Here is a 24,000-nt window from a genome sequence, read left to right on the forward strand (position 1 = left end):
AAAACTATGGCAAAACGTCGCAAGGGCAACCGCGAAAAAGAAAAAGAAACCACTTGGCAAGAGCGGGTCATCCAGATTCGCCGGGTTAGTAAAGTGGTTAAGGGTGGTAAAAAACTCAGCTTCCGGGCTATTGTCGTGGTCGGTAATGAAAACGGCCAGGTGGGAGTGGGAGTTGGCAAAGCAGGGGACGTTATCGGGGCTGTCCGTAAAGGCGTGGCCGATGGCAAAAAACAACTAATTGAAGTCTCCTTAACTAAGGCTAGTTCTATCACTCACCTCACCCGGGGGGCTTCCGGTGGCGCTCAGGTGCTTATGCGTCCAGCTGCCCCGGGGACTGGGGTTATTGCCGGGGGTGCTGTCCGTACCGTTTTAGAACTAGCCGGGGTGAAAAATATCCTCGCTAAACAACTCGGTAGCGATAACCCCCTCAATAACGCTAGAGCCGCCGTTAACGCCCTGGAAACTCTCCGTACTTTCTCGGAAGTGGCCAAGGATCGAGGCGTATCTGTAGAACATTTGTACACCTAGAGAAATCACCATGAAACTCCACGAAATCGCCCCCCAACCGGGGTCAACTAAACGCCGTCGTCGTGTGGGCCGGGGTGTCTCGGCCGGCCAGGGCGCTAGTTGCGGTCTGGGAATGCGCGGACAAAAATCTCGCTCTGGGACGGGGACTCGTCCCGGTTTTGAGGGGGGACAAATGCCCCTCTATCGTCGGGTTCCCAAATTAAAGCATTTTCCTTTGGTTAACCCCCGTCAATACACGATTGTTAATCTGAGAAAATTGGCTTCTTTACCCGCTAATACGGAAGTTACCCTGGAAAGTCTGCTAAAAGCTAAAATTCTCACCAGTAATGACGGCCCTTTAAAAGTTTTGGGTGATGGTGAAATTACCGTTCCCCTCAAGGTGAAGGCCGCCGCTTTTAGCAATAGTGCTAAAGAGAAAATTACCGCCGCTCAAGGGACTTGGGAAGAAATTTAACGGAGACAGGAGACAGGAGACAGGAGGCAGGAGACAGGAGATAAAAGGCAAAAGGTAAAGGGCAAAAGGCAAAAGGTAAAAGGTAAAGGGCAAAAGGCAAAAGGCAAAAGGCAAAAGGTAAAAGGTAAAGGGCAGCTCTGTTCTCCCCACACCCTACACCCCACACCCGACACCCCACACCCGACACCCCACACCCTAACACCCAATCCCCAAGACCGGATTGCTATATCATAAGAAAGACAGGGGAAATCTTAAAAAAATCGAGAAAGTTTTCCCCCTCGATTACTTTTTCCCATAAAAAAACTGCACTAGAGGTAACTGTTAATGGTCGTCAGTCGTGATAAGGCTCCCACGGCACAGGAAACGTTTATGCAAATGGCACAGGCGGCTGGTTTACGCGGTCGCTTGTTGATTACATTGGGTTTACTGGTTCTGCTCCGTTTTGGGATGTTTGTACCGATCCCCGGTTTGGATCGGGCAAGATTAGCAGAAATTATTCAAAGTAACGCCGCTTTGGGAATCCTTGACCTGTTTACCGGGGGAGGATTATCGACGTTAGGGATTTTTGCCCTCGGCATTCTTCCCTATATCAACGCCTCAATTATCGTGCAACTGCTCACCGCTGCCCTTCCTTCTTTGGAAGATTTACAGAAAAATGAAGGAGAGGCAGGACGGCGAAAAATTGCCCAAATTACCCGTTATGTTGCCTTTGGTTGGGCAATTATTCAAAGTATCGGTATTACTCTCGGTTTATTGGTGGCTAACGGTGTTGTGGCTGGAACTTTACCCTCGATCGCCGCTACGGTTCTCGCTTTAGTGGCCGGTTCTATGTTCGTGATGTGGATTTCGGAACTGATCACAGAACGCGGTCTGGGAAATGGAGCATCTTTGCTGATTTTTGTCAACATTGTCGCCGTTTTGCCGAAAACCCTCGGTGATACGATTACTTTTGCTCAACAGGGTGGCCGACAAGCGATCGCTCAAGTGGTGATTCTCTTGCTGGTTTTCTTGGTGATGATTATCGGCATTGTTTTTGTTCAGGAAGGAACCCGTCGGATTCCTATTGTTTCTGCCCGTCGTCAGGTGGGTCGTCGTCTCTATCGGGAAAGAACCAGTTATCTACCCCTACGACTCAATCAAGGGGGCGTGATGCCGATTATTTTTGCCTCCGCAGTGTTGGTCTTACCTTTCCAATTGGTGCAAGCTTTACCCACGGATAACCCGGTCGGTCAGGTTTTAGTCCAGTTGGTTAATGCCCTGCGTCCCGATAGTTGGGGTTATGTGGCTTTTTATAGCTTACTAATTCTCGGTTTTAGTTTCTTCTACGCTTCCCTGATCGTTAACCCCAAGGATATGTCCCAAAACCTGAAAAAAATGGGGACCAGTATTCCGGGGATTCGACCGGGGACCGCTACTACTAATTATCTGGAAGGGGTGCTGAATCGTCTCACCCTTTTGGGCGCTCTCTTTTTAAGTTTGGTGGCTACTGTGCCGACTGTAGTAGAAAGCGCCACCGGTGTCACCACTTTTCGCGGTTTGGGGGCAACTTCCCTGTTAATTCTGGTGGGGGTGGCGATCGATACCGCCAAACAAATTCAAACCTATGTCATGTCTCAACGCTATGAGGACATGATTAAAAAGTAGTTAGATAGTTAGCCAGTGACCTTTTACCGGTTACTGGTTATTTTTTTCCTTAAAACCCTATATTTAATCCCATGAGCAAACGGATCGGTGTGATATTTTTGGGACCGCCCGGATCGGGAAAAGGTACTCAAGCGGCAAAATTAGCGGAATCTCTGACGATTCCCCATATTTCTACCGGTGAAATTTTACGTCAAGCAATTACAGAGAAGACAGAACTTGGTCAACAAGCACAAGCTTATGTGGAAAAGGGCGAATTAGTCCCCGATGAGTTGTTATTAGGTTTAATTCAGGAACGTTTAAAACAGCCTGACAGTGCTAAGGGTTGGATTCTTGACGGTTTTCCCCGCACGGTGGCACAGGCGAGCTTTTTAGACGCATTACTGGAGGAATTGGCCGATAGTTACACATTTGTGGTTAATTTGGCTGTACCAGATACGGTCTTAATTGAGCGTCTCATGCAACGCGGTCGTCAAGATGATACTAAAGAAACGATCGCCCGTCGCCTACAGGTTTATATCGACCAAACTGCCCCCGTTTTAGATTATTACGGTCAAAAAGGCACTCTTAACCATATCGACGGTAATCAACCGATGGACGCAGTTACTGCCGCTCTAACAGCAGTTGTGACTCCTGTTTAAAGTTTCTCTCAGATCATCAATTCAGTCATCAGTAATCAGTCATCAGTAATCAGTGATCAGTTATCAGTAATCAGTGATCAGTAGTTGGGTTGAAGCATGAAACCCAACGCCCGCATAGTTTACGCTACCGCTAACCCATCCTACAAATAATTGTGCCTCCCTACTTATACTAAATCCAGTTATTAAAAACTGATTATTTATTCCCTCTTTTGCCTCTTGCATGAGTGCCTGAGTAGAAAACGGGTTTCTCGGAGAAACCCGTTTTCTGTGCGTTACTCAACGGATTTAGTATTATAAGTTTTTTATATCAAACAGCCGTTAATAGTTGAGAATATTTAAATTTATATTTCGCAATATTTGTCTTTTCTTAAGAATTTATTGAAAAAAATTCTCATTTGTTTACGAGTTTGCAATACTTCCAGCGATTATGGTATAATTTCGCAGTATGAAATGATGGGATGTTCTGTGCTTTTTAGGGTTTTAGCTATCTGTTGATCCTGAAAACCCTTGCTAAATCTACACTCACCTATTCAGCAACAGCAATAAATGGCAGTTAAAGAGCCTTTTTTAAGCCAACCCGTTGATCAATTAATTGTGTAGTTTTGTTGCAAAGAGAAAGTTTTTTTGACAAAAAGAACAAAGTGTGCTGCCACTGGATTTAAAATAAACTCAATTGTCCTTCTTGTTTTAAGCGCCAGTTATCATCACCAACTCTCTGGGCAATATCTTCGAGGACGCTTAGAATCGTCTGATTTTCGGGAGTTGTGCCATTTTTTAACAGAGGTAATATATTAAAAACAATATCATCAAAACTAGAGCTTTTATTATCTCTTTCCATCCTTCTCAAATAGCTAATCAAATAGTATTTAATTCTCAATTTAACATCGATTTTTGACTTAAACTTACTGTCTTTTTTGATGGTATATAATTCAGTTTTTTCCTCATAATCAAAATTATCTAACAAAATTGGAGTCAAGTCTGAATACTCCTTGGCTAGTAAATCTAAAAACCCTAATTCCAAACCTTTAATAATCAATTCATCGTTAATTTGTTCTAGGGTTGCCCCATCATTTTTTGCAATAATTCCTTCAACAGTTTGCATGACAATCTCGGTAATATCCATGCCTAAGTTAGCTTTCATTACCGCTTTGGGAGTAGGAACTTTCCGAAAATTAATAATTAACTGTCCTGATAAAACTGTAAAGGGATTTTGCCGCTTTTTAAAGCTCGTTTGTCCATTTTTTTGTGGCACTGCTCCCACATATTCAAATCCGCAACTTTCTGCCGTATCTAAAATTAAATGCCAAAACTCAGGATCTTTGTGAGCAAAGACAAAGGATAACCATCGCTCAAATTTCAAAACCCGATACATTTCTCGAATACTTTGGGCAATTAATTGATTATATTCCTGTTTACTTTTTTGGATTGTTCCACCTTCAATAGCTTCTAATTGATAGTCCTTTTCCGTCACTTCTAAATCTAACCAAGCATTCCACATTATTGATAAATCTAAGTAGGGAATTTTCTTTCCGTAGGGAGGATCGGTATAAATATAATCAACGCTTTCATTTTCAATAAAACTTAAGTCTGTCGCTGTTCCTTTAACAATTGTTGCGTTATCAATAGTTTTTTTATTAAGATAAAACTCCATTTCTTGTTTAGCTGCAACAAGTTTTTTAAATTTAGTTTCAAAAATTTTTATTAAGGGCATTTCTCCAGGTTCATGAGCAATTCTATACCGATAATATCTAAATACAGAACTATCACCCCCCGCCGCACTTCTTGTGTAATGAAAAGTCAAATTATACTTATTGATTGTACTGGAAAAAACTAACAATAAAGACTCTCTAACATTCTCGTTTAGTTCTTGTTTAATCAAATGTTTTAATAAACTTAGTCGAGCTAATTGTTTGTTACTAAATAACTGTTCAACAGTAGCTACATCAGAACCTTTAGGCAGTTTCAAGCCTTCGGGATAGGGATAGGTATTGAGTGCCTTTGTTATTGCTTCTTTGGTTTGCGGTTCTCGCTCTTGGTAGGCTAATTTAACTCGTTCAAAAGCCTGACTTAAATCATCAAAATCAACGGGACTAATTAAAGAATTAACAAGAAAAATAGCCAGAGGGTTAATATCAATACTAATCGCTTTGCGGTTATTCATTAAAGCTTCAATTGCCGTCACTCCACTACCGCCAAAAGGATCAAGAATGACATCTCCCGGTTGACTGAAGTTTTTAATATATTCTGCCACCACATTCCATGCTTGTTTAGTAAAATATCCATGAACACCAAAATGTCTTTTAGCTTGTTGTTTTTTTACCTCAATTGGTTCTAACAAGGGACGACTTGAGTAGTCAAAAGTTTTGCGACTGATTGGGGAATGGCTTTGATAACTAAAACTTTTCCCCACTTGAAATCTATCTTGGGCTAAATACTGGGTCAACTCTTGCCAACTATCGGCAATTGCATCAAGAGAAAAATATAAGATAGGTGTACTGGTATCGAGGGTCTTAAATAAACTAAATTCTAGGCCATTACAAAGAGCAAAATAATTACTTCTGATTTCAGGATGACTCGCATAACTATAGACCTGTTCTACTGAATCACCTTCGTAGATATTTTCCGTTGGTTTTTTAGCCTCTAATACCCAAGCATAACTTTGATTAACTTTGAGAACATAGTCAGGAATTAAATTTATCGGACGTTTTTTACTGCCAACCTTTAAAAAGGGATGCCGTAGGGTTTTACTTCTTTCGATATTATCTTCTCGGTAGCCCAAACTTGTTAAAAGAGGCAAAATAATCACTTCTCTAACGCTGTCTTCCTTAAAGTTAGGGGTATTTTTAATTGCCTGAAAATCAATAGCAGAAAAAATATGATTCATGGGTTAGCATTGTTTGTGATAGTTTCGATAAATCTTCCTTACTCAGGGGAAAATCAGACCGATTAACTTTGAACACTTACCATTAACCTGCCGTGAAGTTGGGTAAGCTAAGACGCATCTTAACCGCCTATCCTTAGATGAGCTACATCTCGCCCACCCCCCCAACCCCGCCCCTGCCCTACCCGATGTCGGGGGGTTGGGGGGGCAGGGGTCTTGCCCCTTGCCTCATCTGAACAAGCAATTTAAATGCGCGGGCAGCTGATGACAGGATTTGACATTTGTTCTGGCGTTGCCCGTTCTGGCGGTTTCTCTAGACAAGGTGGATAGAGTATCTTTGACGATGCCTCAACAATATGAGTTAGACAGGCTTCCTAAAATATATCGTAATCGAGTAGAAGTCCAGTTTCAACCCGCTTCTAGTCATACAAAATCCGTTTTTAATAGTCTGATTAACTCCCAATCCAACTTTAAAAACCCACTTCTCACTCCCCCCACTCTCTTATACTTTTTAAACAGGATTTAGTATTATGATGACAGGCAAAAGTCACTCTTGCAATAGGCACTCTTGCAATAGGGGCAATAGATAATCAGTCTTTAATAACCGGATTTAGTATTAGATCTGCGGGGAGTCGATGAGAGATTCTTGGGGGAAGAACCTAGCTAAAAATACCCCCACGCAATCGGTCAACCCGATTACGTTAAAATCAAAAGCAGGATACTGTGTATGACGGAAAAACTCGATGAACTCAGTGATTAAAGCGGTACAAACTGCCTATTATGGGGATGCAGCCTATCGGACACCACCACCGGACTTAGAATCTCTCCTGCTCAAAGAGAGAATTGTCTATCTGGGGTTGCCCTTATTTTCCTCCGATGATGTCAAGCGCAATGTCGGGGTGGACGTGACGGAATTAATTATCGCCCAACTGCTCTACCTGCAATTTGACGATCCCGAAAAACCGATTTTCTTCTATATCAACTCTACCGGCACATCCTGGTACACTGGCGACGCGATCGGCTACGAAACGGAAGCTTTCGCCATCTGTGACACCCTCAACTACATTAAACCTCCCGTTCATACTATCTGTATCGGACAGGCCATGGGAACTGCAGCGATGATTCTTTCTGCGGGAACCAAGGGTTTTCGCGCCTCCTTGCCCCACGCTACCATTGTTCTCAACCAAAATCGCACCGGGGCCCAGGGACAAGCCACCGATATCCAGATTCGTGCCAAGGAGGTAATCGCCAACAAACAGACGATGTTGGAAATTTTCTCGAAAAATACGGGTCAAACCACCGAAAAACTGGCGAAAGATATGGATCGCACCTTCTATCTCACCCCACAACAGGCGAAAGACTACGGATTAATCGATCGCGTTCTCGAAAGTCGCAAGGAACTACCGAAACCCCTCGCCCAAGTTAGTTAAGATTTATTACAAATTAGCAGGAGTTGTTACCAATTATGCCTATCGGTGTGCCAAAAGTTCCCTACCGTCTGCCGGGTAGCCAATACGAACAGTGGATTAGCATTTACAGCCGTCTTTCGGTGGAACGCATTCTTTTTTTGGGGCAGGAAGTCACCGACGGGTTAGCCAATGCCCTTGTGGCCCAAATGCTTTATCTCGACTCAGAAGACCCCACTAAACCCATCTATCTCTATATCAACTCGCCGGGGGGTTCCGTTACCGCCGGTATGGCCATCTACGACACCATGCAGTACATCAAAGCGGAAGTGGTGACTATTTGTGTGGGATTAGCGGCCTCTATGGGGGCATTTTTACTGGCTTCTGGTAGTCCGGGTAAGCGTCTCGCCCTTCCCCACGCGCGGATTATGATTCACCAACCCATGGGCGGAACCGGGCGCCGGCAAGCGACGGATATCGACATTGAAGCTAAGGAAATCCTGCGTATTCGCCAGCAATTAAACGAAATTATGGCTAATCGCACTGGACAAACCATCGAACGCATCGAAAAAGACACTGACCGCGATTATTTCCTCTCCGCCGAGGAAGCCGTCGCCTACGGTTTAATCGATAAGGTGGTGGAGGGAAGACCGGCTTAAGTCAGTCAGAGGTTAGAACAGGCGAGAAACCTGTTCTAACTCCCAAATGAAGGGCGTACGCTATGGGTCCCTACCAATCACAGCAGCTGCAATGTAGGGGCGCAACGTGGTCAGTCAGTTTATCGAACTGCTTGCGCCCATAATGTGACATTGTGAACATTTTTCAGCCAAGGGCCAAGAGAGGCTCTTTTTTTTTCTGATATTGAGGGAATAAACCTGACTCCCATACTATAAAAAAACTAAAAAATCTGTATCAAAAGTAGCAGAAATTAGAAAAAAATAAACTCGCTTCTGTTGATTTAAGAGGGTATCTGTTGGGTTTCGTTCCAAGAGACCAACTTACTTAGGGTATGCTAAAAAAGTTTTTCAGCAAGCTCTAGATAGTCAACAGCTTATTACTTTCGATCGCCCATTGGGCCAATTCCGTGCGATTATGAAGACCGGTTTTATGAAGCATATTCGACACATGACTTTCGATTGTCCGTTGACTAACATTGAGTTTTGCGGCGATTTCCCGATTAGCCAGTCCTTGGGCGACCAATTGTACTACTTTCAACTCCGTTGGGGTTAATTCCACATTACCCTGGACTTGAACAGGGGTGACATCCGGGGAATGGATGCGGGTGCTGCGTTTCAGCAACCGGCCCGCTTGTTTAAGGGAAGACTCCACCCGGGCCACTAATTCTTCCGGTTCAAAGGGTTTGACCATATAGACATCGGCGGTTACACCTGTTACCTTGTCCTGACTGTCCCCCTCAGGGGAGAGAAAAATCACGGGAATGCCACTAAAACGACTGTCCCGACGAATTTTTTCGAGGAAGGCATAACCGTCCATTTCCGGCATGATCAGATCACAGATAATCATATCGGGGATTTCCGATGCTTTGGCAGTATTTGCCCCGCGTTCGAGGATTTCCAGGGCCTCAAGACCGTTTTCTGCGGTTGTCACCCTATAACCACGAAACTCTAGATAATCTTTCACCAAAAGTATTAAATTTGGGTCATCGTCGATTAATAAAAGTTGTTTATTGTCTTTGTTGGTCTCTTTCATCGCTATTTTCCGGGCTGCAGGGTTGGGGGAATGGAGACGGACAAAGGATCGATAGGCAAGAGGCAACAGGTAGTTAGATATGTGCAATTAATTGTGTCTAGCTACTTATCTTAATCGATCGAATCAGTGATTTCAGTTAGTTTTAACCCTGTTTTCCTCTATTGTTTCGGGTTCTTCTTCTGGACAGTTCAGAGAAATTGCTGGTAAATCGTGGCGAAGGAAAGCATATTCGGTGACGATTTGATTACCGATTAGGTGTTCTTGGATAATTCTTTCGATCGCTTCCTTGTTTACCCTTCCATACCAGACCCCTTCCGGGTACACTAATAAAATCGGTCCTTGGCTACAAACCCGCAAACAGTTGGCTTTAGTGCGAAAAACACAACCCGGACGGTCGGCCCTAGGACGATCGAGTTCTAATTCACTTAACCGCTTCTTTAAATAATCCCACACTTCTAACCCTTCTTGCTTGTCACAACATTTTGGCTTAGTCTGATCGCAGCAGAGAAATAGATGACGCTGGATCTGGGCCAATCCCAACTTAGCCACATTTTCCCCTAAGATATCTCTGGTGTCCGCTTCTTCCATAAATTTTTTTTATCAACTAAACTCTTGACATTGAACAGAAAATGTGCATGGCCGACTAAACTTTCGGTTTGAGGATGTAACGATAGATGAGATAAACGATAGCGGCGAGGATTAAAGCGCTTAAAACTGCGCTAACTAGCCGTAAAATCGCCGTTAAAATCGAAAGAGCCACAAAAACCCCCGCCACTGCCACCACTACCTGTGCCGGTGTGGACAGGCTGCCGTACCAAGTTTTCACTTTTTCGAGGGTGGCAGCGAAACTAACCGGGGTATCAAGGGGGGGAAAATCGTCGGTTTCGATTTCCACTTCCACTTCTTCTGGGGTATATTTAGTATCGAACGGTTCGGGAGACTGCATAAACACTCAAGCTAATTAACACTTCATCCCTATTTTATCGATGATTGGGGTTAACAGGGGTTGGCGCAGAATTAATGTAACATTGACATCCTCACCGCCGTAAACGGACGGCGATTCCCAAACCTCACGATTTGAGTTTCTGCTTCTGTCCCGAAGGATTTTTCGCACCTGCCTTAACAGATTTACTCTGTTCTGGTCTTATGGTCGCTCTACAGACTGACACCGCAAGCCCTGCGGCCAAAATATTTTTACTAGCGTTAACATCTCGGTCATGGTGTGTTCCACAGTCTGGACAGTCCCATTCTCGAACATTTAACGGCATTTTCTCAGCAATATACCCGCAATTACTACACCTTTTAGAGCTAGGAAACCATCTATCTATTTCGATGTAATTTCTGCCATACCAACGGCATTTATAGGCTAATTGTCGGGTGATTTCACCCCAGCTTACATCAGATATTGCCTGAGATAACTTGGGGTTTTTGACCATATTCTTGACGGCTAAATTCTCAACCACAATCGTTTGGTTTTCACGAACTAATTGAGTGGTTAGCTTATGTAAATGGTCTTTTCTGCTATCGGTGATTTGAGCGTGAATTCTGGCTACTTTGATTCTCGCTTTTTCCCGATTCTTTGAGTCTTTCTGTTTTCTAGAAAGGCTTTTTTGGGCCTTTCGCAGTCTCCGATAATGCTTTTTAAAATGCTTGGGATTAGACACTTTGTCACCATCGCTGGTAATCACGAGGCTACTAATTCCTAAGTCAATTCCGATGGCTTTATCTGTTACTGGTAGAGGCTTAATCGTTGGGTCATCAAATCTTATTGAAATATGCCAACGTCCAGAAGGATGTAATCTGACTGTTACTGTACTTGGGTCACAGCTTTCTGGTATTTGTCTTGACCATCGAATAGGTAAGGGTTCTGTGCATTTAGCTAAATAGATTTGTTTGTCTTTAAATTTAAAGGCTGATTTGGTAAATTCGGCACTTCCTCCTTGATGTTTTTTCTTAAAGTTAGGATACTTAGTACGACCAGCAAAGAAGTTAGTAAAAGCTGTTTGTAGGTGTCTTAACCCTTGTTGTAAAGGTACACAGCTTACCTCGTTTAAAAAGTTTAATTCTTCTTGTTTTTTCCAATGGGTTAGCATTGAAGAAGTTTGAGCGTAGCCTACTCTTTCTTGTCTTTCATACCAAGCTTGTGTTCTGAGATGGAGAGCTTTATTGTAAACTAATCTTACACAGCCCAATGTGCGCCGCAATAGCGACTCTTGTGTTGGTGTGGGGTAAAATCGAAACGAGTAGGCTTTTTCCATGTCTCACATTTTAGCATATATTTCGTAAATGTGCTAATATTTAACAGTAAAGCCGTCGTAGAACGACGGGGTTTCAGACCCAAATTTTTCGATGACCGGAATCTATGAGCCTATCGACTCCCACCGTTACCGCCATCAATTATCCCGATGCTACCATCACTAGGGCCGAACGCGCCCTCTGTTGTTCCCCTTTCCGTGTCACCCTATTCGCCGCTATGCTTGAGCAAAGTGTATCACTTTTAAGCATTCCGGGTGCTGGGGGTTTAGAGAAAGGTTATACTTCCCGACTGCTGACGGAAGCAGCAGCGGAAAGCTATCTTCTCTGGTTGATTAAGGTGGGAATTTTGCGGCGCGAAGTAGATGGACAGGGGATAACCGATAGTTTTCGTCTCACTCCTTTAGGGAGAAAATTAATAGAAAAATGGCAACCCCAAGGGGACTTTTTCCCTAAACCCACTTTCTGGCAAAGATTTTTAAATACTCTGCAACGTTGGTTTTCTTTTTAATGCTGTCGGGTGTCAGTTATCAGTTATCAGTTATCAGTTATCAGTTATCAGATGTGAGTTTTCAGTTATTAGCCTCTTGCATGAGTGCCTGTCCTTATAAGTAGCATATACTCAACGGATTTAGTATCAACTGATTACTGTTTACCGATTACTGTTCACTGAAAATACTCAATAAAAAAACTAGATGAAAGCAATTATGGTAGTGGGGACAACCTCCCACGCGGGTAAATCTTTTTTAACTGCGGCTTTATGTCGTTTATTCAACCGGAAAGGCTGGCAAGTAACACCCTTTAAAGGTCAGAATATGGCCCTTAATGCCTATGTTACCGCCGGAGGGGGAGAAATGGGTCACGCTCAGGCGGTGCAAGCATGGGCCGCGGGGACAATCCCCCGGGTAGAAATGAACCCAATTTTATTAAAACCCCAGGGAAATATGACCTCTCAGGTGATTATTAAAGGCAAGGCTGTGGGTGTCACCACGGCAGCGGATTATTATCAGAATTATTTTGACCAAGGTTGGCAAGCAATTAAAGAATCTTTAGCTAAATTATCAACAGAATTTGATCTAGTTGTCTGTGAAGGTGCGGGAAGTCCGGCGGAAATAAATCTCAAACATCGGGATTTAACTAATATGCGGGTGGCTAAATATCTCGATGCCGCTACTATTTTAGTGGTGGATATTGATCGCGGGGGGGCTTTTGCTCACGTCGTCGGTACGTTAGAATTATTAGAACCGGAGGAAAGAGCTTTAATTAAAGGTATTGTGATCAATAAATTTCGCGGACAAAAATCTCTCTTAGATTCGGGGATTACTTGGCTAGAAGATTACACAAAAATTCCCGTTTTGGGAGTTCTTCCCTATAGTGATATCTTTTTAAGTGCCGAGGATTCTCTTAGTTTACTCGATCGACCCGCCCAAAAACCTAAAGCTGAACTAAATATCAGTGTCATTCGTCTGCCTCATATCGCTAATTTTACTGATTTTGACCCTCTCTGTGGTGAAGCAACGGTCAATGTACGTTATCTAGAATTACAGGAATCTTTAGGTGATCCCGATGGGGTAATTATCCCCGGCTCTAAAACCACTGTTGCTGATTTAATTGCTCTTAATCAAAGTGGTATGGCTAATCAATTACAAGCCTATCACCAAAGGGGAGGTATTATCTTTGGCATCTGTGGTGGTTTGCAAATGTTAGGGCGATTAATTCTGGATCCTGACCATCGAGAAGGTCCCGATAGTGAGGCAGCTGGCTTAAATTTACTGCCCTTAAAAACGGTAATTACTGCCGAAAAAATTACCCGTCAACGACAGGTTTTATCTAATTATCCCCAAGCTGGTTTACCAGTAACAGGATACGAAATTCACCAGGGAATAAGCGAATGGGAAAGTCAATCAGGTTATCAAAAAATGTTCGAGGAAGATGCTAGTCTAGGAATTGTCAATGATTCTCTGTCAATTTGGGGCTGTTATTTACATGGTATCTTTGATAATGGTTCTTGGCGAAGAACTTGGTTAAATCATCTACGTCAGCGTCGCGGTTTATTGTCTTTGCCTACGGGAATTGCTAACTATAGTGAACAAAGAGAAATAACCCTCGATACTATGGCTAATTTACTGGAAGAACATTTAAATCTTAAACCTATTTTTTCTCATTTGTAAGGAGAAATTATGACTATTGCAGTGCATTTTTTACCCGATGATATCATCATAGAAGCGGAAACCGGAGAACTATTATTAGATGTGGCCAAAAAAGCAGGAATTGACATTCCTACCGGCTGTTTAATGGGTTCCTGTCACGCCTGTGAAGTAGAATTAGATGATGGCACTCAAATTTGTAGCTGTATTACTGGTATCCCCGGCGATCAAGATTCTTTAACCGTTCATTTATACTCCGATCCGCTCTGGTAATTGTTCGGGTTTTCTGATAACAGAATTCAGCTATTACTGTTAAGTTTCCGACTTCTAACTCGGAGAATACTGACTCGGAGACTTCTCGCCTAGGAGAAGGTTTTTAATTTTTGCACCATGTCCATTGATAATAGTATATGCAATATATTGACATTATAATATAATAGCTCGTATCAATGGGAGGTAAGAATAAATTTTACCAAACCCTTGACAAAAGTTACTTTTTGTAATACCCTGCGATAGTGGTGATACCATAGAAAACACTTACATATTAACTATTTTAGAATATGTCAGATTATTATCATTATCAGAATTCTTGCTGTGGGACTGCCCACGCTTATTTGCTCCCCTCTCTAAGTCAGATTTTTGCCGATCTTGCTCCTCCTGAAAAGCGTATTTTTGATCTCGGTTGTGGCAACGGTTCGATCGCTAATTGGTTATCAGAAAAAGGATTTCAAGTCAGTGGCTGCGATCCTTCCGAATCGGGGATAGCAGAGGCAAAAAAAGCCTATCCTGAGCTTGATCTACACGTTGGCTCGGCCTATGATGATCTGGCTAGTAAATTTGGTACTTTTCCGCTGCTAATTAGTTTGGAAGTGGTAGAACACGTCTATGCCCCGCGCGATTATGCTAAGACCGTTTATCATCTCCTGCAACCCGGAGGATATGCACTGATCTCCACTCCCTATCATGGTTATCTCAAAAATTTGTTCCTAGCGGCTATGGGTAAGATGGACGAGCATTTTACCGCTCTTTGGGATCACGGACATATTAAATTTTGGTCTGTTAAAACCATCACAGAACTGTTAACAGAAGCTAATTTATCGGTAGAAAAAGTCTATCCTATTGGTCGTATTGCTCCCTTAGCAAAGACGATGATTATTCTCGCTCGTCGGGGTCAATAAATCATACTAAATCCTATTTAAAAGGTATAGGAGAGGTGGGATCAGGGAATTTGAGCATTTGTACTAAAATTCCCAATACGCAGTTTAAATACAGTACAGCTTAGTCAAACTTGGGAACAATCCAAGCCGCTATAATAGCCAATAAAATAACAATCTCTAGGACTTTATATAAGTTAAGGGATTGTAGCCACTGCCAAGTATTGGCTAGACGCAAATTTAACCGCCATTGACGTAATTGAGATAACCATAATTTCGGATTATCTTGTTCACGAAAACGCCATTTAAGAATAGATAATAATAGGGGAATCCCTCCCACTTTAGCAGTCATGAGTAGGTGCAGGATCAGAACTACTACCATAATTAACCAACTGAGCAAATGGGCATAATACCAAAAGTGATTTAATTCCCCTTCCGGTAGCCATTCGGAATCCATCATCCGGCCACTATACAAGGCAAAAGTTAGGGCAAAAAGAGTCAAAGTATTGACTAAACGATGGAGACTGTACCACCAAATCGGCCGACCAAATTGGGTTAATTTGTTAAGAGAATCACTCTGAATTAATCTTTTGTTGCCCCGACGAAAAGCATAGATAGCAAAAACGGGAAAAATAATCAGAGTATAGAGGCCAAAAGTGCCATGAATACTTTCAATTTCTCGATATTCTGGTAAGGGCAGTTTTAACCAACGACCGTCAAAAGTATCATAAGTCCAATAGGCCGTAACCATGGCGGCAATGAGAGCAATTCCTGTTAATCCGTGCAGAATTCGCAGTAAAAGAGGTTGATAAGGTTGATTAGTTTTCATCGACTCGATCGATACAATAGGGGAGGTAAACTTTGCCCAGATACTATGTTAACTCATCCTTGGCTCGTCGCTATTCTTCTCAATACCGTCCTCCTCGGAATCGCTGCAATTGCCCCAAAAAAGCTCTTAACTCCGATGGGTTATCTCCATGCTTGGGTTTTAGGGGTAATTGTCTGGGGAAGCTTGGGATGGCGCGGTTATCTAATTGTTTTATTCTATTTCCTCGTCGGTTCTACTGTCACCCGCATCGGTTTAGCGCGCAAGGAAGCGGAGGGAATCGCCGAAAAAAGAGCGGGGGTACGCGGTCCGGAAAATGTCTGGGGTTCCGCTTTAGCGGGGGCAATTTGCGCTATCCTCAGTCTTTTTACCGCTTCTCCCTGGGATTACCTGTTAATACTCGCTTATGTGGCTAGTTTTAGCACTAAATTAGCCGATACTACTGCCAGTGAGGTGGGCAAAGCTTACGGTAAAACCACTTATCTGATTACTAATTTTAAATCCGTCCCCCGGGGAACGGAAGGGGCTGTTAGTTTAGAAGGAACGCTCGCCGGTTTGCTGGCAGCCACGGCTATTTCCCTGTTAGCATGGGGTATCGGTGCGATCGATCTTCTGGGTGTGTTATGGTGCGTAATTGCGGCATTTATCGCTACCAATATCGAAAGTCTCATCGGTGCTACCCTACAAACTCGCTTTCTGTGGTTAACTAATGAATTGGTCAATGTGATCAATACGGTTATCGGTGCGATCGTGGCTATCCTGTTAAGCTTGTTCTGGTCTTTCAGCTAAAATTAAGTGACTAAAGAAATATCTATGCTAAAGTGGCGTTTTTGTGCATTGTCCCTGCTGTTACTGCTAATTACTGCCTGTGGGACGGAAAATCAACCTAATTCTAGTTCTACCACCGCAAATAGTCCCGATGCGGGCCGCTTGCAAACGGTGAAAAATCGCGGTAAGTTAATTTGTGGCATTAACGGAGAAGTGCCGGGGTTTAGCTTTGTTAATGAAAAAGGCGAATATTCGGGCTTAGATGTGCAAATTTGCCGAGCTATTGCGGCGGCTCTCTTTAATGATCCCTCCAAAGTCGAATATCGTAAACTTAGCCCCCAAGAGAGATTTACTGCCGTACAGACGGGAGAAGTGGATATCCTCAGTCGCAACACCACCTGGACGATTAACCGGGATACCGCCCTGGGGATGGAGTTTATCACCCCGGTTTTCTATGATGGTCAGGGAATTATGGCCACGAAAGCCAGTAATATTAAGAAATTAGAAGATTTAAGCGGAAAGTCCATTTGTGTGCTATCGGGAACCACCACAGAACAAAATCTGGCCGATGCCATGGCAAAAGCGGCAGTGCAAGGTTATAAACCGATCGTTTCCGATGATGTGGAGGCCTTATATACAGCTTATCAGGCGGGGCGCTGTCAGGCTGTCACCTCCGATCGCTCCCAATTGGTGGCCCGGCGCTCGGTTTTTCCCCGACCACAGGATCATCAATTATTAGAAGTGGTAATATCAAAGGAACCCTTGGCCCCGGCCGTGGCCGATGGTGATCCCGCTTGGTCGAATGCCGTCCGCTCGATCGTTTTTAGTTTAATTCAAGGGGAAGAATTTGGGATTAACTCCCAAAATATTGCCACTTTTGCCGATAGCAAAGACCCCAGTATTCGGCGCTTTTTGGGTATCGATGAGAAGTTAGGCGAAGATATGGGTTTACCCAATGATTTTGCCCAAAGAGTCTTAAAACAGGTGGGTAATTACGGTGAAATTTATGATCGGGAAATCGGTAAACCCCTGCAACTCGATCGAGGTTTAAATAATCTTTGGACAAAGGGGGGTTTATTGTATTCTCCTCCTTTTCGTTAATTTTAAGATTGTGTTTCCTGACGGGGAATATAGACTCCTAAGGCCGCTGGAATAACTCGAAACATGGCGGGAGTAGTGCTAGTAATTTCGCCATCGGTGTTGATACTATGGGGTTTACGAGTCTGAATTTGAATTTCTTTCCCTTTAAGAGTTCTCACCCAAGATAATAAACCCTGTTGTCCTCGCGGTAATGTCCATAAAAGCGGGAAAATTTGCCACCAGTGTTGAATTTCTAGGCTATATAAATCTAATCTTTGATCGTCGATTTGGGCATCATGAGCGATCGGCATTCCTCCCCCATAATAACGGCCATTTCCGATCGCTATTTGTAGGGTTTTAACTTTGATATTTTGGCCATCAACACGGATCATAGCGGTAAAAGGACGGGTTTTACTTAATACCTGTAGGGCTGTCCAAGCGTAGGCAAAAATTCCCAAGCGTCGCTTTAAACCCTTGCTCAGTTTTTGGGTAATTTTCACACTTAATCCTAAACTAGCCACGTTGAAAAAGTATTTATTATTTACCCAACCTAAATCGATATATTTTAAGTTACCTTCCGCAATAATTCGACAGGCTTCGGCAATAGAATTCGGTATCCCTAAAGTCCGGGCCAAATCATTAGCCGTTCCCAAAGGTATAATACCCAGGGGCAGTTGAGTTTCTACCAACATATCCGCCATAGCATTGAGAGTCCCATCACCACCACCGACGATAACTAAATCAATATCATAGCGATATTTTTCCATCAAAAAAGGTATATCTTCTACCTTTTTCAAAGGGACGCTGATAATTTCAAAATCCCAATGATTGAGCAGATCGACAGTTTGAGCAAAGTTTTCTTTACCCTTGCGCGAGTGACGATTGATTAGTAGTAAAGCTCTTTTAGTCATAGGTAAGTTTCTCAGCAGTGCAGGGATAAAGGTTATGTAATTAAATCAGAAAAAATATCGGGTGATTGTCAATAATTTAGCCCCATTGATCACTAAATTTTAGTTTAATAGCCCTTTCTTGGAGAAAATGTTCTACCATTGCCTCTAGGTGGGGCTGCCTGAATAAATCTAAAAACCTTGTTGGATCAGACTTTTAGACTTTTTTGCCCTCAAAAAGTGCCAGCCATAAAACCCCACACCCCACCAACAAACTTTTTCAGTAAGTCCTATGTATAATAGCAAATTCAGACCCCTCAAGGCCATGAACCGAAGATAATGGCAGACAATTACTTGATTTTACTGATAACGGGCGTTTTTTCGGGCTTATTAGCGGGTTTATTTGGTATTGGGGGTGGCACTATCTCCGTGGCGATCCTGTTAAATTTGGGCTACAGTTACGGGGAATCGGTGGCTACCAGCAGTTTAGCGATCGTTTTCACTTCCCTAGGGGGTACGATCCAAAATTGGCGATTAGGTTCCCTCAAATGGCAGCGAGTTCTCCTCTTAGGTTTACCCGGGATTTTTACGGCATTTATCGGGGTCTATCTGGTCAAATCTAGCCCCAAACACCTCCTAGAAGCGGCTTTTGGTTGTTTTTTACTGCTCAATATCTATTTAACCAATCTCAAGCAAAATTTAAGCCAAAAAGAGCCAGTTTCTGCCCTTAGATTGCATCCTAATCTAGCCTGTCTGCTAACCGGAGGAATCGCTGGATTTCTAGCCGGTATTTTCGGAATTGGCGGTGGGGCGATCATGGTGCCACTACAAATGATTTTTTTGGCAGAAAAGATCAAAATCGCCATTGTCACCAGTTTAGGTGTGGTTTTACTCAATTCGATCGCCGCCTGTTTCGCTCATGCCCAAGCCGGTCATATTCTTTATCAAAAATTTGGGTTAAAACCCCGTCGTTTTACGACGGCTTTTCCTGATCTTTGATGTAGCACTTAAGAACTTCCAGTGGCGCACCTCTCAGTTATCAGTTATCAGTTATCAGTTATCAGTGGGTAAGTTATCAGTTATCAGATGTGAGTTTTTAAGTGTGCAGTATTAAATAGAAGTTTCCTACTGTCTTTTTACTGATTACTGATCACTGATTACTAACCGACTTGGCATTATTGACAGACCTAGTTAAAATATAGTACAAACACACACATCTTAACTCAATGAAAGCAAGGTATCAATACCGCATTTACCAAACAGACCAACAAAAGAGGTTTTTGTCTCAATTGTTCGGGTGTGTGCGCGTTGTCTGGAACGATACCTTATCTTATTGCCAAGAACTCTATCGACAAGGAGAGAAAAAACCTAAATACACTGAGTTATCTAAAAGACTAACTCAAGTCAAAAAAACAGAAGAAAAACAGTGGTTAACCGAGGTTTCTTCTATTCCTTTGCAGCAGTCCTTGAGAGACTTAGAGACTGCTTACTCTAACTTTTTTGCATCTTGTAAGGGAGAAAGGAAGGGAAAGAAAGTCAAACCGCCTAAGTTTAAAAAACGCAAATCTAAGCAATCAGCGAGATTTACCGATAACGGCTTTACCGTTAACCAACACCACGTTACTTTAGCAAAAATCGGTGATTTAAGAATTGTTTGGAGTCGTCCATTACCCTCTAAACCTTCTAGCGTCACCGTGATTAAAGACGCATCAGATCGCTATTTTCTTAGTTTTGTTGTCGAGATTCAGCCCGAAATACTTCCTGATAATGGGGAGTCAGTGGGAATTGATCTAGGGATTGCCACCTTTGCTACCCTCTCAACAGGGGAAAAGATAGACGCACCGAAACCGCTAAAGAAACGATTAAAACGACTAAGAAAAGCACAAAAAAACCTTTCTAGAAAACAGAAAGGAAGTAACCGACGGGAAAAAGCTAGGAAACGAGTAGCTAAAATCCATGCAAAGATTAAAGACACTCGCACTGATTTCTTGCATAAACTATCCACTAGAGTTGTTCGTGAAAATCAAACGATAATTTTAGAGGATTTAAACACATCGGGAATGGTTAAAAATCGTAAGTTATCCCGTGCCATATCAGACTTAGGATGGCGTTCTTTCCGAGATATGCTATCGGCAAAATCTGATAAATATGGGCGTGATTTTCGGATAATTTCCCGATGGGAGCCAACGTCTCAGCGATGTTCCTGTTGTGGGAATATCGGCGGGAAAAAAGCGTTAAATATCCGTGAGTGGGAATGTCTTTTTTGTGGAACTTTCCATGATAGGGACATCAACGCAGCAATTAATATCAAGGTCGCCGGTGGGCAATCGGAGACCTCAAAAAACGGACGTGGAGGAAAGTGTAAGACTTCTGTTAAAGAAGCAGCATCCCGTGAAGCGTCAACCCATCCGAAGATCGTTCAATTAAGTTTGTTCGATCTGCCGGGAATCACCGTCCGGCCCCGGCGGTGAGGATGTCAATTCTTCATCCGCGCTTGCTCTTAGACCGGATCAACGGACTGGTTAATTTCTAACCCTTCCACTCTCTCCCTGATGGGCTTTTTTCCGGATTCATCAATAAAAAACGGAGAATACTTGACAAATTCGGGGGGGGGGGTAGAATTATGATGCTTATTACTATTAAGCAATGATTTATGGGGTATAAATAGCAATTTTTCCCCATTCTTAGCCATGAAATTAACTTGTCAATCAATCAAAAATGACTAATCAACTGCTAAAAGCCCTTTGCCTTCCTGCGGTGACTTGTGCCGTTTTCAGTGCCATTCCCGCCCATGCCGCCATTTTTACCGCTACCTATACGGGTACTGTTTCACAAAACTTTGGTGTCGATAACGTTACTGCCGGTAATACTGCGGTTATTACCTATCAGCTTGACAATGGGGGAACTTCCCTGTTCAACCAAACATGGACCGCGAGTGACATTGTGAGTGTCACCTTCAATTTTGGTAATGGGAACCACGTTACCACCTTTAATCCTAATGCGGGTGATGGGTTGAGTAATAGTACAGGAAGCTTTGTCACCAATGCCTCAGGAACATTAACGGCTGTTCCTTCTAATTGGACCGATTACTCTAATGTCAAAGTCGTCTCAACCAATTCTGCACAAACACCTATCGTATGGGTAGTGAATGGAAGCAATGACGTTTACTTTACTAATAATTCCGGCACCTTTGTCCGTTTGACCAATGGATCAGGTAATATCGTTGCTGCTAACTGGACCATTCAAGGCACCCAGACACAGACAACCCCGGAACCAGGCACCGTTTTAGGTTTATTAGCGGTGGGTTCTCTGGGTGTATTGGCTCGCAAACGGCAATAAATGACCAATTCTATGGTAAGGAAGGTTTAAAAGCCTTCCTTTTTGGTTAGGGTGGCGGTATAGTGTTATCTCCCTTTTTGTATAGCTCTAACCTGTTTAACCTCTAATTCTAAGGCGGATGCGACTTGCTCAACACTTAACCCTAAGGCTAACAAACGGGGGACCGCCTCTAATGCTTTGTTTAGTCTGCCTTGCTCAATGCCTTCCTCGCGACCTTCCTCAATGCCTTCCTGACGACCTTCATGACGCGCTTCCTCGCGCACATCTTGAAAATACTGAGTTTGTTTTAATTCATCTAAACTAAACATAGTTTCTATCTCCCGACGATAGGATTAACAGGACCTCCTAGACATGAGGACAGAAGAAGATTATCTCCCTTTTTGTATAGCTCTAACCTGTTTAACCTCTAATTCTAAGGCGGATGCGACTTGCTCAACACTTAACCCTAAGGCTAACAAACGGGGGACCGCCTCTAATGCTTTGTTTAGTCTGCCTTGCTCAATGCCTTGCTCAATGCCTTGCTCAATCCCTTCCTCGCGACCTTCCTCGCGACCTTCCTGACGCGCTTCTTCGCGCACATCTTGAAAATACTGAGTTTGTTTTAATTCATCTAAACTAAACATAGTTTCTATCTCCCGACGATTGAGAAGCGGTAACTTATAAACGAGAATCGTCTCTATTAATTGTAAGAGTTCTTGCGGTTTTTGGTCGGGGGTTAATTCTTGCCTCACTCTTTGGATTAATTTTCGGGTGCTATCAATCGCTTTTGCTTTAGATAGGGTGATTAATTGCACTGTAGCTAAACCAATCGAAGTTTGAGGAATGTTTTCTAATTCATTCAGATAAATCCGTCTGACTCGCTCGGAGTTGAGGAGTTCCCGATAGCGTTGAACTTTATCGGTTTCTACTTGAGGGTTAGGATAGACAATCACACCCCGCCAATCATTGGTTAAGTCAGTTTTACTGAGATATAAGAATATTTCAGTGAAAAAGCGCTGATAAAAAGCCTCATCTTCTTGAAATTGTACCTCACAGAAGTAGATAGGAGTCTGGGGGTGATTATTTTGAGGCAGAAAGACTCCATCGAGACGAAAGGAAAGTTGTTTGACTTCCACTGAGTCAAAGCGGTAGTTATTGGCTTCGCTGATAGGGAGTTGAATTAATTCAAAGAAGATAGAGGGGAATGATTGAAAGAGTTGATAAAAAATCGTGTCAGTTTTCATGCTTTTATTTTACAAGGCGATCGCATTTTTTTATGTCCCTTTTTGTATAGCTCTAACCTGTTTAACTTCTAACTCTAACGCGGATGCGACTTGCTCAACACTTAACCCTAGGGCTAACAAACGGGGGACCGCCTCTAATGCTTTGTTTAGTCTGCCTTCCTGACGACCTTCCTGACGCGCTTCTTCGCGCACATCTTGAAAATACTGAGGGGGTCTGACAACTTTTAACACCTACCTACTTAAAACTGGCTAGGGGGTGGAACGAACCACAAAGACACAAAGGACACAAAGATTGATCGCTCCTATATAGGGTTTGCTGAATAAATCTAAAAACCTTGTTGGATAATATCTTTAGGCTTTTTTGAAATCAAAAAGTTCCGGGTCTGGGAGTGATCGGGGGGAAAATTTAGGCACTTTTTCCCTGAAAATTAGGTAATTGGCCACCTCAAAACCAGTAAAACCCTACACCCCACACCCTGTCCCCACGAAAAACTTTTTGCCGCAAACCCTACTTATAGCATCATTGGATTTTACTAACATTGAGAATACTTAAACCAATGATTTTATCCCCTTGATAACGAATAATCACATCATTATCTGTTAACTCGCTATCATCCGCCGGTAAAGATGGTTGATGAAAATTAATATACAAAACATCTGCTTTTGCATCATAAGCTGTCCAAAAATCTTGCTGAGGCAGAGCGTGAATCATCTTGGCGAAGTTAAGATAGGATTGAATATTAATGCTAGTTATGGCCATATTTGTTTCCTCTTGGTTAATTCACGAAGACGACGGGTTAAATAAGCAGTAATAATAAATCCCCCATCTAATAATTCTCGATAAACAACGATTAGATATTTTCCAGAAACTATTTGTTTAACTGCCAACAATTCCTGCTGGTTTCCTACTAGGATTTTCTCAGGATAGCGGATGGTTTCCAATATCTCCGCTTGATACGATACTAATTCACTATGTCCACTGATAATGTGTTTCCATCTCTCCTCTGTCAGACGAATTAAAACCCCATTCTGAGAAGTTGCATGAAGATTCATCGGTTCCGA

Annotated in this window: 26 protein-coding genes and 1 pseudogene; 15 read left to right on the forward strand and 12 right to left on the reverse strand. The window is 42.8% G+C overall.

Annotated features, from left to right (window positions below):
* Positions 1-6 precede the first annotated feature (6 nt).
* The 4 genes from rpsE (at position 7) to B5D77_RS19110 (ending at position 3,264) form a co-directional block, all read left to right on the forward strand.
* A complete protein-coding gene (gene rpsE, locus B5D77_RS19095; RefSeq protein WP_002757584.1) occupies positions 7-528 on the forward strand; it encodes a 30S ribosomal protein S5 in 522 nt (173 codons plus the stop codon).
* Positions 529-538: 10 nt separating this feature from the next.
* Positions 539-982 (forward strand): 50S ribosomal protein L15, encoded by a 444-nt coding sequence (rplO, locus tag B5D77_RS19100; RefSeq protein WP_002780095.1) that lies wholly within the window; start codon positions 539-541, stop codon positions 980-982.
* 324 nt (positions 983-1,306) lie between these two features.
* Complete coding sequence (secY, locus tag B5D77_RS19105) at positions 1,307-2,626, forward strand: preprotein translocase subunit SecY (protein WP_008197232.1); 1,320 nt, start codon at positions 1,307-1,309, stop codon at positions 2,624-2,626.
* A 71-nt stretch (positions 2,627-2,697) separates the two neighbouring features.
* Complete coding sequence (locus tag B5D77_RS19110) at positions 2,698-3,264, forward strand: adenylate kinase (RefSeq protein ID WP_002753892.1); 567 nt, start codon at positions 2,698-2,700, stop codon at positions 3,262-3,264.
* Between the two features lie 658 nt (positions 3,265-3,922).
* On the opposite strand, the gene B5D77_RS19115 is transcribed toward B5D77_RS19110, so the two are convergent.
* The gene (locus B5D77_RS19115) at positions 3,923-6,148 is read right to left on the reverse strand and encodes a DNA methyltransferase (protein ID WP_106909441.1); all 2,226 of its coding nucleotides are present in this window, start codon (positions 6,146-6,148) and stop codon (positions 3,923-3,925) included.
* Between the two features lie 740 nt (positions 6,149-6,888).
* Here B5D77_RS19115 and B5D77_RS19125 point away from each other — a divergent pair.
* Entirely contained in the window at positions 6,889-7,575 is a 687-nt protein-coding gene (locus B5D77_RS19125; protein ID WP_002746650.1) for an ATP-dependent Clp protease proteolytic subunit, read from the forward strand.
* A 35-nt stretch (positions 7,576-7,610) separates the two neighbouring features.
* Complete coding sequence (locus B5D77_RS19130; protein ID WP_002734165.1) at positions 7,611-8,210, forward strand: ATP-dependent Clp protease proteolytic subunit; 600 nt, start codon at positions 7,611-7,613, stop codon at positions 8,208-8,210.
* Positions 8,211-8,586: 376 nt separating this feature from the next.
* Here B5D77_RS19130 and B5D77_RS19135 read toward each other — a convergent pair whose 3' ends face one another.
* The 4 genes from B5D77_RS19135 to B5D77_RS19150 form a co-directional block, all read right to left on the reverse strand.
* Positions 8,587-9,261 carry a response regulator transcription factor gene (locus B5D77_RS19135; protein WP_008197207.1) on the reverse strand — a complete coding sequence of 225 codons (675 nt, stop codon included), beginning with the start codon at positions 9,259-9,261 and terminating at the stop codon, positions 8,587-8,589.
* 132 nt (positions 9,262-9,393) lie between these two features.
* Positions 9,394-9,849, reverse strand: coding sequence for a ferredoxin (locus tag B5D77_RS19140; protein WP_106909442.1), 456 nt, complete (start codon positions 9,847-9,849; stop codon positions 9,394-9,396).
* Between the two features lie 55 nt (positions 9,850-9,904).
* Positions 9,905-10,207 (reverse strand): hypothetical protein, encoded by a 303-nt coding sequence (locus tag B5D77_RS19145; protein WP_002801943.1) that lies wholly within the window; start codon positions 10,205-10,207, stop codon positions 9,905-9,907.
* A 124-nt stretch (positions 10,208-10,331) separates the two neighbouring features.
* A complete protein-coding gene (locus B5D77_RS19150; protein WP_106909443.1) occupies positions 10,332-11,519 on the reverse strand; it encodes an RNA-guided endonuclease TnpB family protein in 1,188 nt (395 codons plus the stop codon).
* Between the two features lie 104 nt (positions 11,520-11,623).
* Here B5D77_RS19150 and B5D77_RS19155 point away from each other — a divergent pair, with 104 nt between their 5' ends.
* From B5D77_RS19155 to B5D77_RS19170, 4 genes are all read left to right on the forward strand, one after another.
* Positions 11,624-12,025, forward strand: coding sequence for an Npun_F0494 family protein (locus B5D77_RS19155; protein ID WP_008197193.1), 402 nt, complete (start codon positions 11,624-11,626; stop codon positions 12,023-12,025).
* Between the two features lie 184 nt (positions 12,026-12,209).
* Complete coding sequence (cobQ, locus tag B5D77_RS19160; protein WP_008197190.1) at positions 12,210-13,685, forward strand: cobyric acid synthase CobQ; 1,476 nt, start codon at positions 12,210-12,212, stop codon at positions 13,683-13,685.
* Positions 13,686-13,694: 9 nt separating this feature from the next.
* The gene (locus tag B5D77_RS19165) at positions 13,695-13,934 is read left to right on the forward strand and encodes a 2Fe-2S iron-sulfur cluster-binding protein (protein ID WP_008197189.1); all 240 of its coding nucleotides are present in this window, start codon (positions 13,695-13,697) and stop codon (positions 13,932-13,934) included.
* A 287-nt stretch (positions 13,935-14,221) separates the two neighbouring features.
* Complete coding sequence (locus tag B5D77_RS19170; RefSeq protein ID WP_106909444.1) at positions 14,222-14,839, forward strand: bifunctional 2-polyprenyl-6-hydroxyphenol methylase/3-demethylubiquinol 3-O-methyltransferase UbiG; 618 nt, start codon at positions 14,222-14,224, stop codon at positions 14,837-14,839.
* A gap of 100 nt (positions 14,840-14,939) precedes the next feature.
* On the opposite strand, the gene B5D77_RS19175 is transcribed toward B5D77_RS19170, so the two are convergent.
* Positions 14,940-15,644: a cytochrome b/b6 domain-containing protein gene (locus B5D77_RS19175; protein WP_106909445.1), complete on the reverse strand. Its 705-nt coding sequence runs from the start codon at positions 15,642-15,644 to the stop codon at positions 14,940-14,942.
* Positions 15,645-15,689: 45 nt separating this feature from the next.
* Between B5D77_RS19175 and B5D77_RS19180 the strand changes: the two genes are divergently transcribed.
* A complete protein-coding gene (locus tag B5D77_RS19180) occupies positions 15,690-16,430 on the forward strand; it encodes a TIGR00297 family protein (RefSeq protein ID WP_008197184.1) in 741 nt (246 codons plus the stop codon).
* Between the two features lie 24 nt (positions 16,431-16,454).
* On the forward strand, positions 16,455-17,510 hold the full coding sequence (locus B5D77_RS19185; protein WP_008197182.1) for an amino acid ABC transporter substrate-binding protein: 1,056 nt from the start codon (positions 16,455-16,457) through the stop codon (positions 17,508-17,510).
* A 2-nt stretch (positions 17,511-17,512) separates the two neighbouring features.
* Here B5D77_RS19185 and B5D77_RS19190 read toward each other — a convergent pair whose 3' ends face one another.
* A complete protein-coding gene (locus B5D77_RS19190) occupies positions 17,513-18,400 on the reverse strand; it encodes a lipid kinase (protein ID WP_008197180.1) in 888 nt (295 codons plus the stop codon).
* 315 nt (positions 18,401-18,715) lie between these two features.
* Between B5D77_RS19190 and B5D77_RS19195 the strand changes: the two genes are divergently transcribed.
* The 3 genes from B5D77_RS19195 (at position 18,716) to B5D77_RS19210 (ending at position 21,715) form a co-directional block, all read left to right on the forward strand.
* On the forward strand, positions 18,716-19,375 hold the full coding sequence (locus tag B5D77_RS19195) for a sulfite exporter TauE/SafE family protein (RefSeq protein WP_002800879.1): 660 nt from the start codon (positions 18,716-18,718) through the stop codon (positions 19,373-19,375).
* A 227-nt stretch (positions 19,376-19,602) separates the two neighbouring features.
* The gene (locus tag B5D77_RS19200) at positions 19,603-20,847 is read left to right on the forward strand and encodes an RNA-guided endonuclease TnpB family protein (protein ID WP_106909446.1); all 1,245 of its coding nucleotides are present in this window, start codon (positions 19,603-19,605) and stop codon (positions 20,845-20,847) included.
* 247 nt (positions 20,848-21,094) lie between these two features.
* Complete coding sequence (locus B5D77_RS19210) at positions 21,095-21,715, forward strand: PEP-CTERM sorting domain-containing protein (protein WP_106909448.1); 621 nt, start codon at positions 21,095-21,097, stop codon at positions 21,713-21,715.
* A 65-nt stretch (positions 21,716-21,780) separates the two neighbouring features.
* Here B5D77_RS19210 and B5D77_RS19215 read toward each other — a convergent pair.
* The 5 genes and pseudogenes from B5D77_RS19215 to B5D77_RS19235 all read right to left on the reverse strand — a co-directional run.
* Positions 21,781-22,041: pseudogene (locus B5D77_RS19215) on the reverse strand (flagellar assembly protein H); the annotation flags it as partial.
* 42 nt (positions 22,042-22,083) lie between these two features.
* Positions 22,084-22,938: an Rpn family recombination-promoting nuclease/putative transposase gene (locus tag B5D77_RS19220; RefSeq protein ID WP_106909450.1), complete on the reverse strand. Its 855-nt coding sequence runs from the start codon at positions 22,936-22,938 to the stop codon at positions 22,084-22,086.
* Positions 22,939-22,968: 30 nt separating this feature from the next.
* On the reverse strand, positions 22,969-23,169 hold the full coding sequence (locus B5D77_RS19225; protein ID WP_106909451.1) for an aspartate aminotransferase: 201 nt from the start codon (positions 23,167-23,169) through the stop codon (positions 22,969-22,971).
* Positions 23,170-23,458: 289 nt separating this feature from the next.
* On the reverse strand, positions 23,459-23,698 hold the full coding sequence (locus B5D77_RS19230) for a DUF2283 domain-containing protein (protein WP_002794713.1): 240 nt from the start codon (positions 23,696-23,698) through the stop codon (positions 23,459-23,461).
* Complete coding sequence (locus B5D77_RS19235) at positions 23,689-23,991, reverse strand: hypothetical protein (RefSeq protein ID WP_008197156.1); 303 nt, start codon at positions 23,989-23,991, stop codon at positions 23,689-23,691. Before B5D77_RS19235 ends, B5D77_RS19230 begins: the two co-directional genes overlap by 10 nt.
* Positions 23,992-24,000 lie beyond the last annotated feature (9 nt).

The organism is Microcystis sp. MC19 (assembly GCF_003019735.1).
GTDB lineage: Bacteria > Cyanobacteriota > Cyanobacteriia > Cyanobacteriales > Microcystaceae > Microcystis.

Excerpts from the sequence above, each read along its gene's own strand:
- rpsE (WP_002757584.1), top strand. The coding sequence starts at position 7 with ATGGCAAAACGTCGCAAGGGCAACCGCGAAAAAGAAAAAGAAACCACT.
- rplO (WP_002780095.1), top strand. The coding sequence starts at position 539 with ATGAAACTCCACGAAATCGCCCCCCAACCGGGGTCAACTAAACGCCGT.
- secY (WP_008197232.1), top strand. The coding sequence starts at position 1,307 with ATGGTCGTCAGTCGTGATAAGGCTCCCACGGCACAGGAAACGTTTATG.
- B5D77_RS19110 (WP_002753892.1), top strand. The coding sequence starts at position 2,698 with ATGAGCAAACGGATCGGTGTGATATTTTTGGGACCGCCCGGATCGGGA.
- B5D77_RS19115 (WP_106909441.1), bottom strand. The coding sequence starts at position 6,148 with ATGAATCATATTTTTTCTGCTATTGATTTTCAGGCAATTAAAAATACC.
- B5D77_RS19125 (WP_002746650.1), top strand. The coding sequence starts at position 6,889 with ATGAACTCAGTGATTAAAGCGGTACAAACTGCCTATTATGGGGATGCA.
- B5D77_RS19130 (WP_002734165.1), top strand. The coding sequence starts at position 7,611 with ATGCCTATCGGTGTGCCAAAAGTTCCCTACCGTCTGCCGGGTAGCCAA.
- B5D77_RS19135 (WP_008197207.1), bottom strand. The coding sequence starts at position 9,261 with ATGAAAGAGACCAACAAAGACAATAAACAACTTTTATTAATCGACGAT.
- B5D77_RS19140 (WP_106909442.1), bottom strand. The coding sequence starts at position 9,849 with ATGGAAGAAGCGGACACCAGAGATATCTTAGGGGAAAATGTGGCTAAG.
- B5D77_RS19145 (WP_002801943.1), bottom strand. The coding sequence starts at position 10,207 with ATGCAGTCTCCCGAACCGTTCGATACTAAATATACCCCAGAAGAAGTG.
- B5D77_RS19150 (WP_106909443.1), bottom strand. The coding sequence starts at position 11,519 with ATGGAAAAAGCCTACTCGTTTCGATTTTACCCCACACCAACACAAGAG.
- B5D77_RS19155 (WP_008197193.1), top strand. The coding sequence starts at position 11,624 with ATGAGCCTATCGACTCCCACCGTTACCGCCATCAATTATCCCGATGCT.
- cobQ (WP_008197190.1), top strand. The coding sequence starts at position 12,210 with ATGAAAGCAATTATGGTAGTGGGGACAACCTCCCACGCGGGTAAATCT.
- B5D77_RS19165 (WP_008197189.1), top strand. The coding sequence starts at position 13,695 with ATGACTATTGCAGTGCATTTTTTACCCGATGATATCATCATAGAAGCG.
- B5D77_RS19170 (WP_106909444.1), top strand. The coding sequence starts at position 14,222 with ATGTCAGATTATTATCATTATCAGAATTCTTGCTGTGGGACTGCCCAC.
- B5D77_RS19175 (WP_106909445.1), bottom strand. The coding sequence starts at position 15,644 with ATGAAAACTAATCAACCTTATCAACCTCTTTTACTGCGAATTCTGCAC.
- B5D77_RS19180 (WP_008197184.1), top strand. The coding sequence starts at position 15,690 with ATGTTAACTCATCCTTGGCTCGTCGCTATTCTTCTCAATACCGTCCTC.
- B5D77_RS19185 (WP_008197182.1), top strand. The coding sequence starts at position 16,455 with ATGCTAAAGTGGCGTTTTTGTGCATTGTCCCTGCTGTTACTGCTAATT.
- B5D77_RS19190 (WP_008197180.1), bottom strand. The coding sequence starts at position 18,400 with ATGACTAAAAGAGCTTTACTACTAATCAATCGTCACTCGCGCAAGGGT.
- B5D77_RS19195 (WP_002800879.1), top strand. The coding sequence starts at position 18,716 with ATGGCAGACAATTACTTGATTTTACTGATAACGGGCGTTTTTTCGGGC.
- B5D77_RS19200 (WP_106909446.1), top strand. The coding sequence starts at position 19,603 with ATGAAAGCAAGGTATCAATACCGCATTTACCAAACAGACCAACAAAAG.
- B5D77_RS19210 (WP_106909448.1), top strand. The coding sequence starts at position 21,095 with ATGACTAATCAACTGCTAAAAGCCCTTTGCCTTCCTGCGGTGACTTGT.
- B5D77_RS19220 (WP_106909450.1), bottom strand. The coding sequence starts at position 22,938 with ATGAAAACTGACACGATTTTTTATCAACTCTTTCAATCATTCCCCTCT.
- B5D77_RS19230 (WP_002794713.1), bottom strand. The coding sequence starts at position 23,698 with ATGGCCATAACTAGCATTAATATTCAATCCTATCTTAACTTCGCCAAG.
- B5D77_RS19235 (WP_008197156.1), bottom strand. The coding sequence starts at position 23,991 with ATGAATCTTCATGCAACTTCTCAGAATGGGGTTTTAATTCGTCTGACA.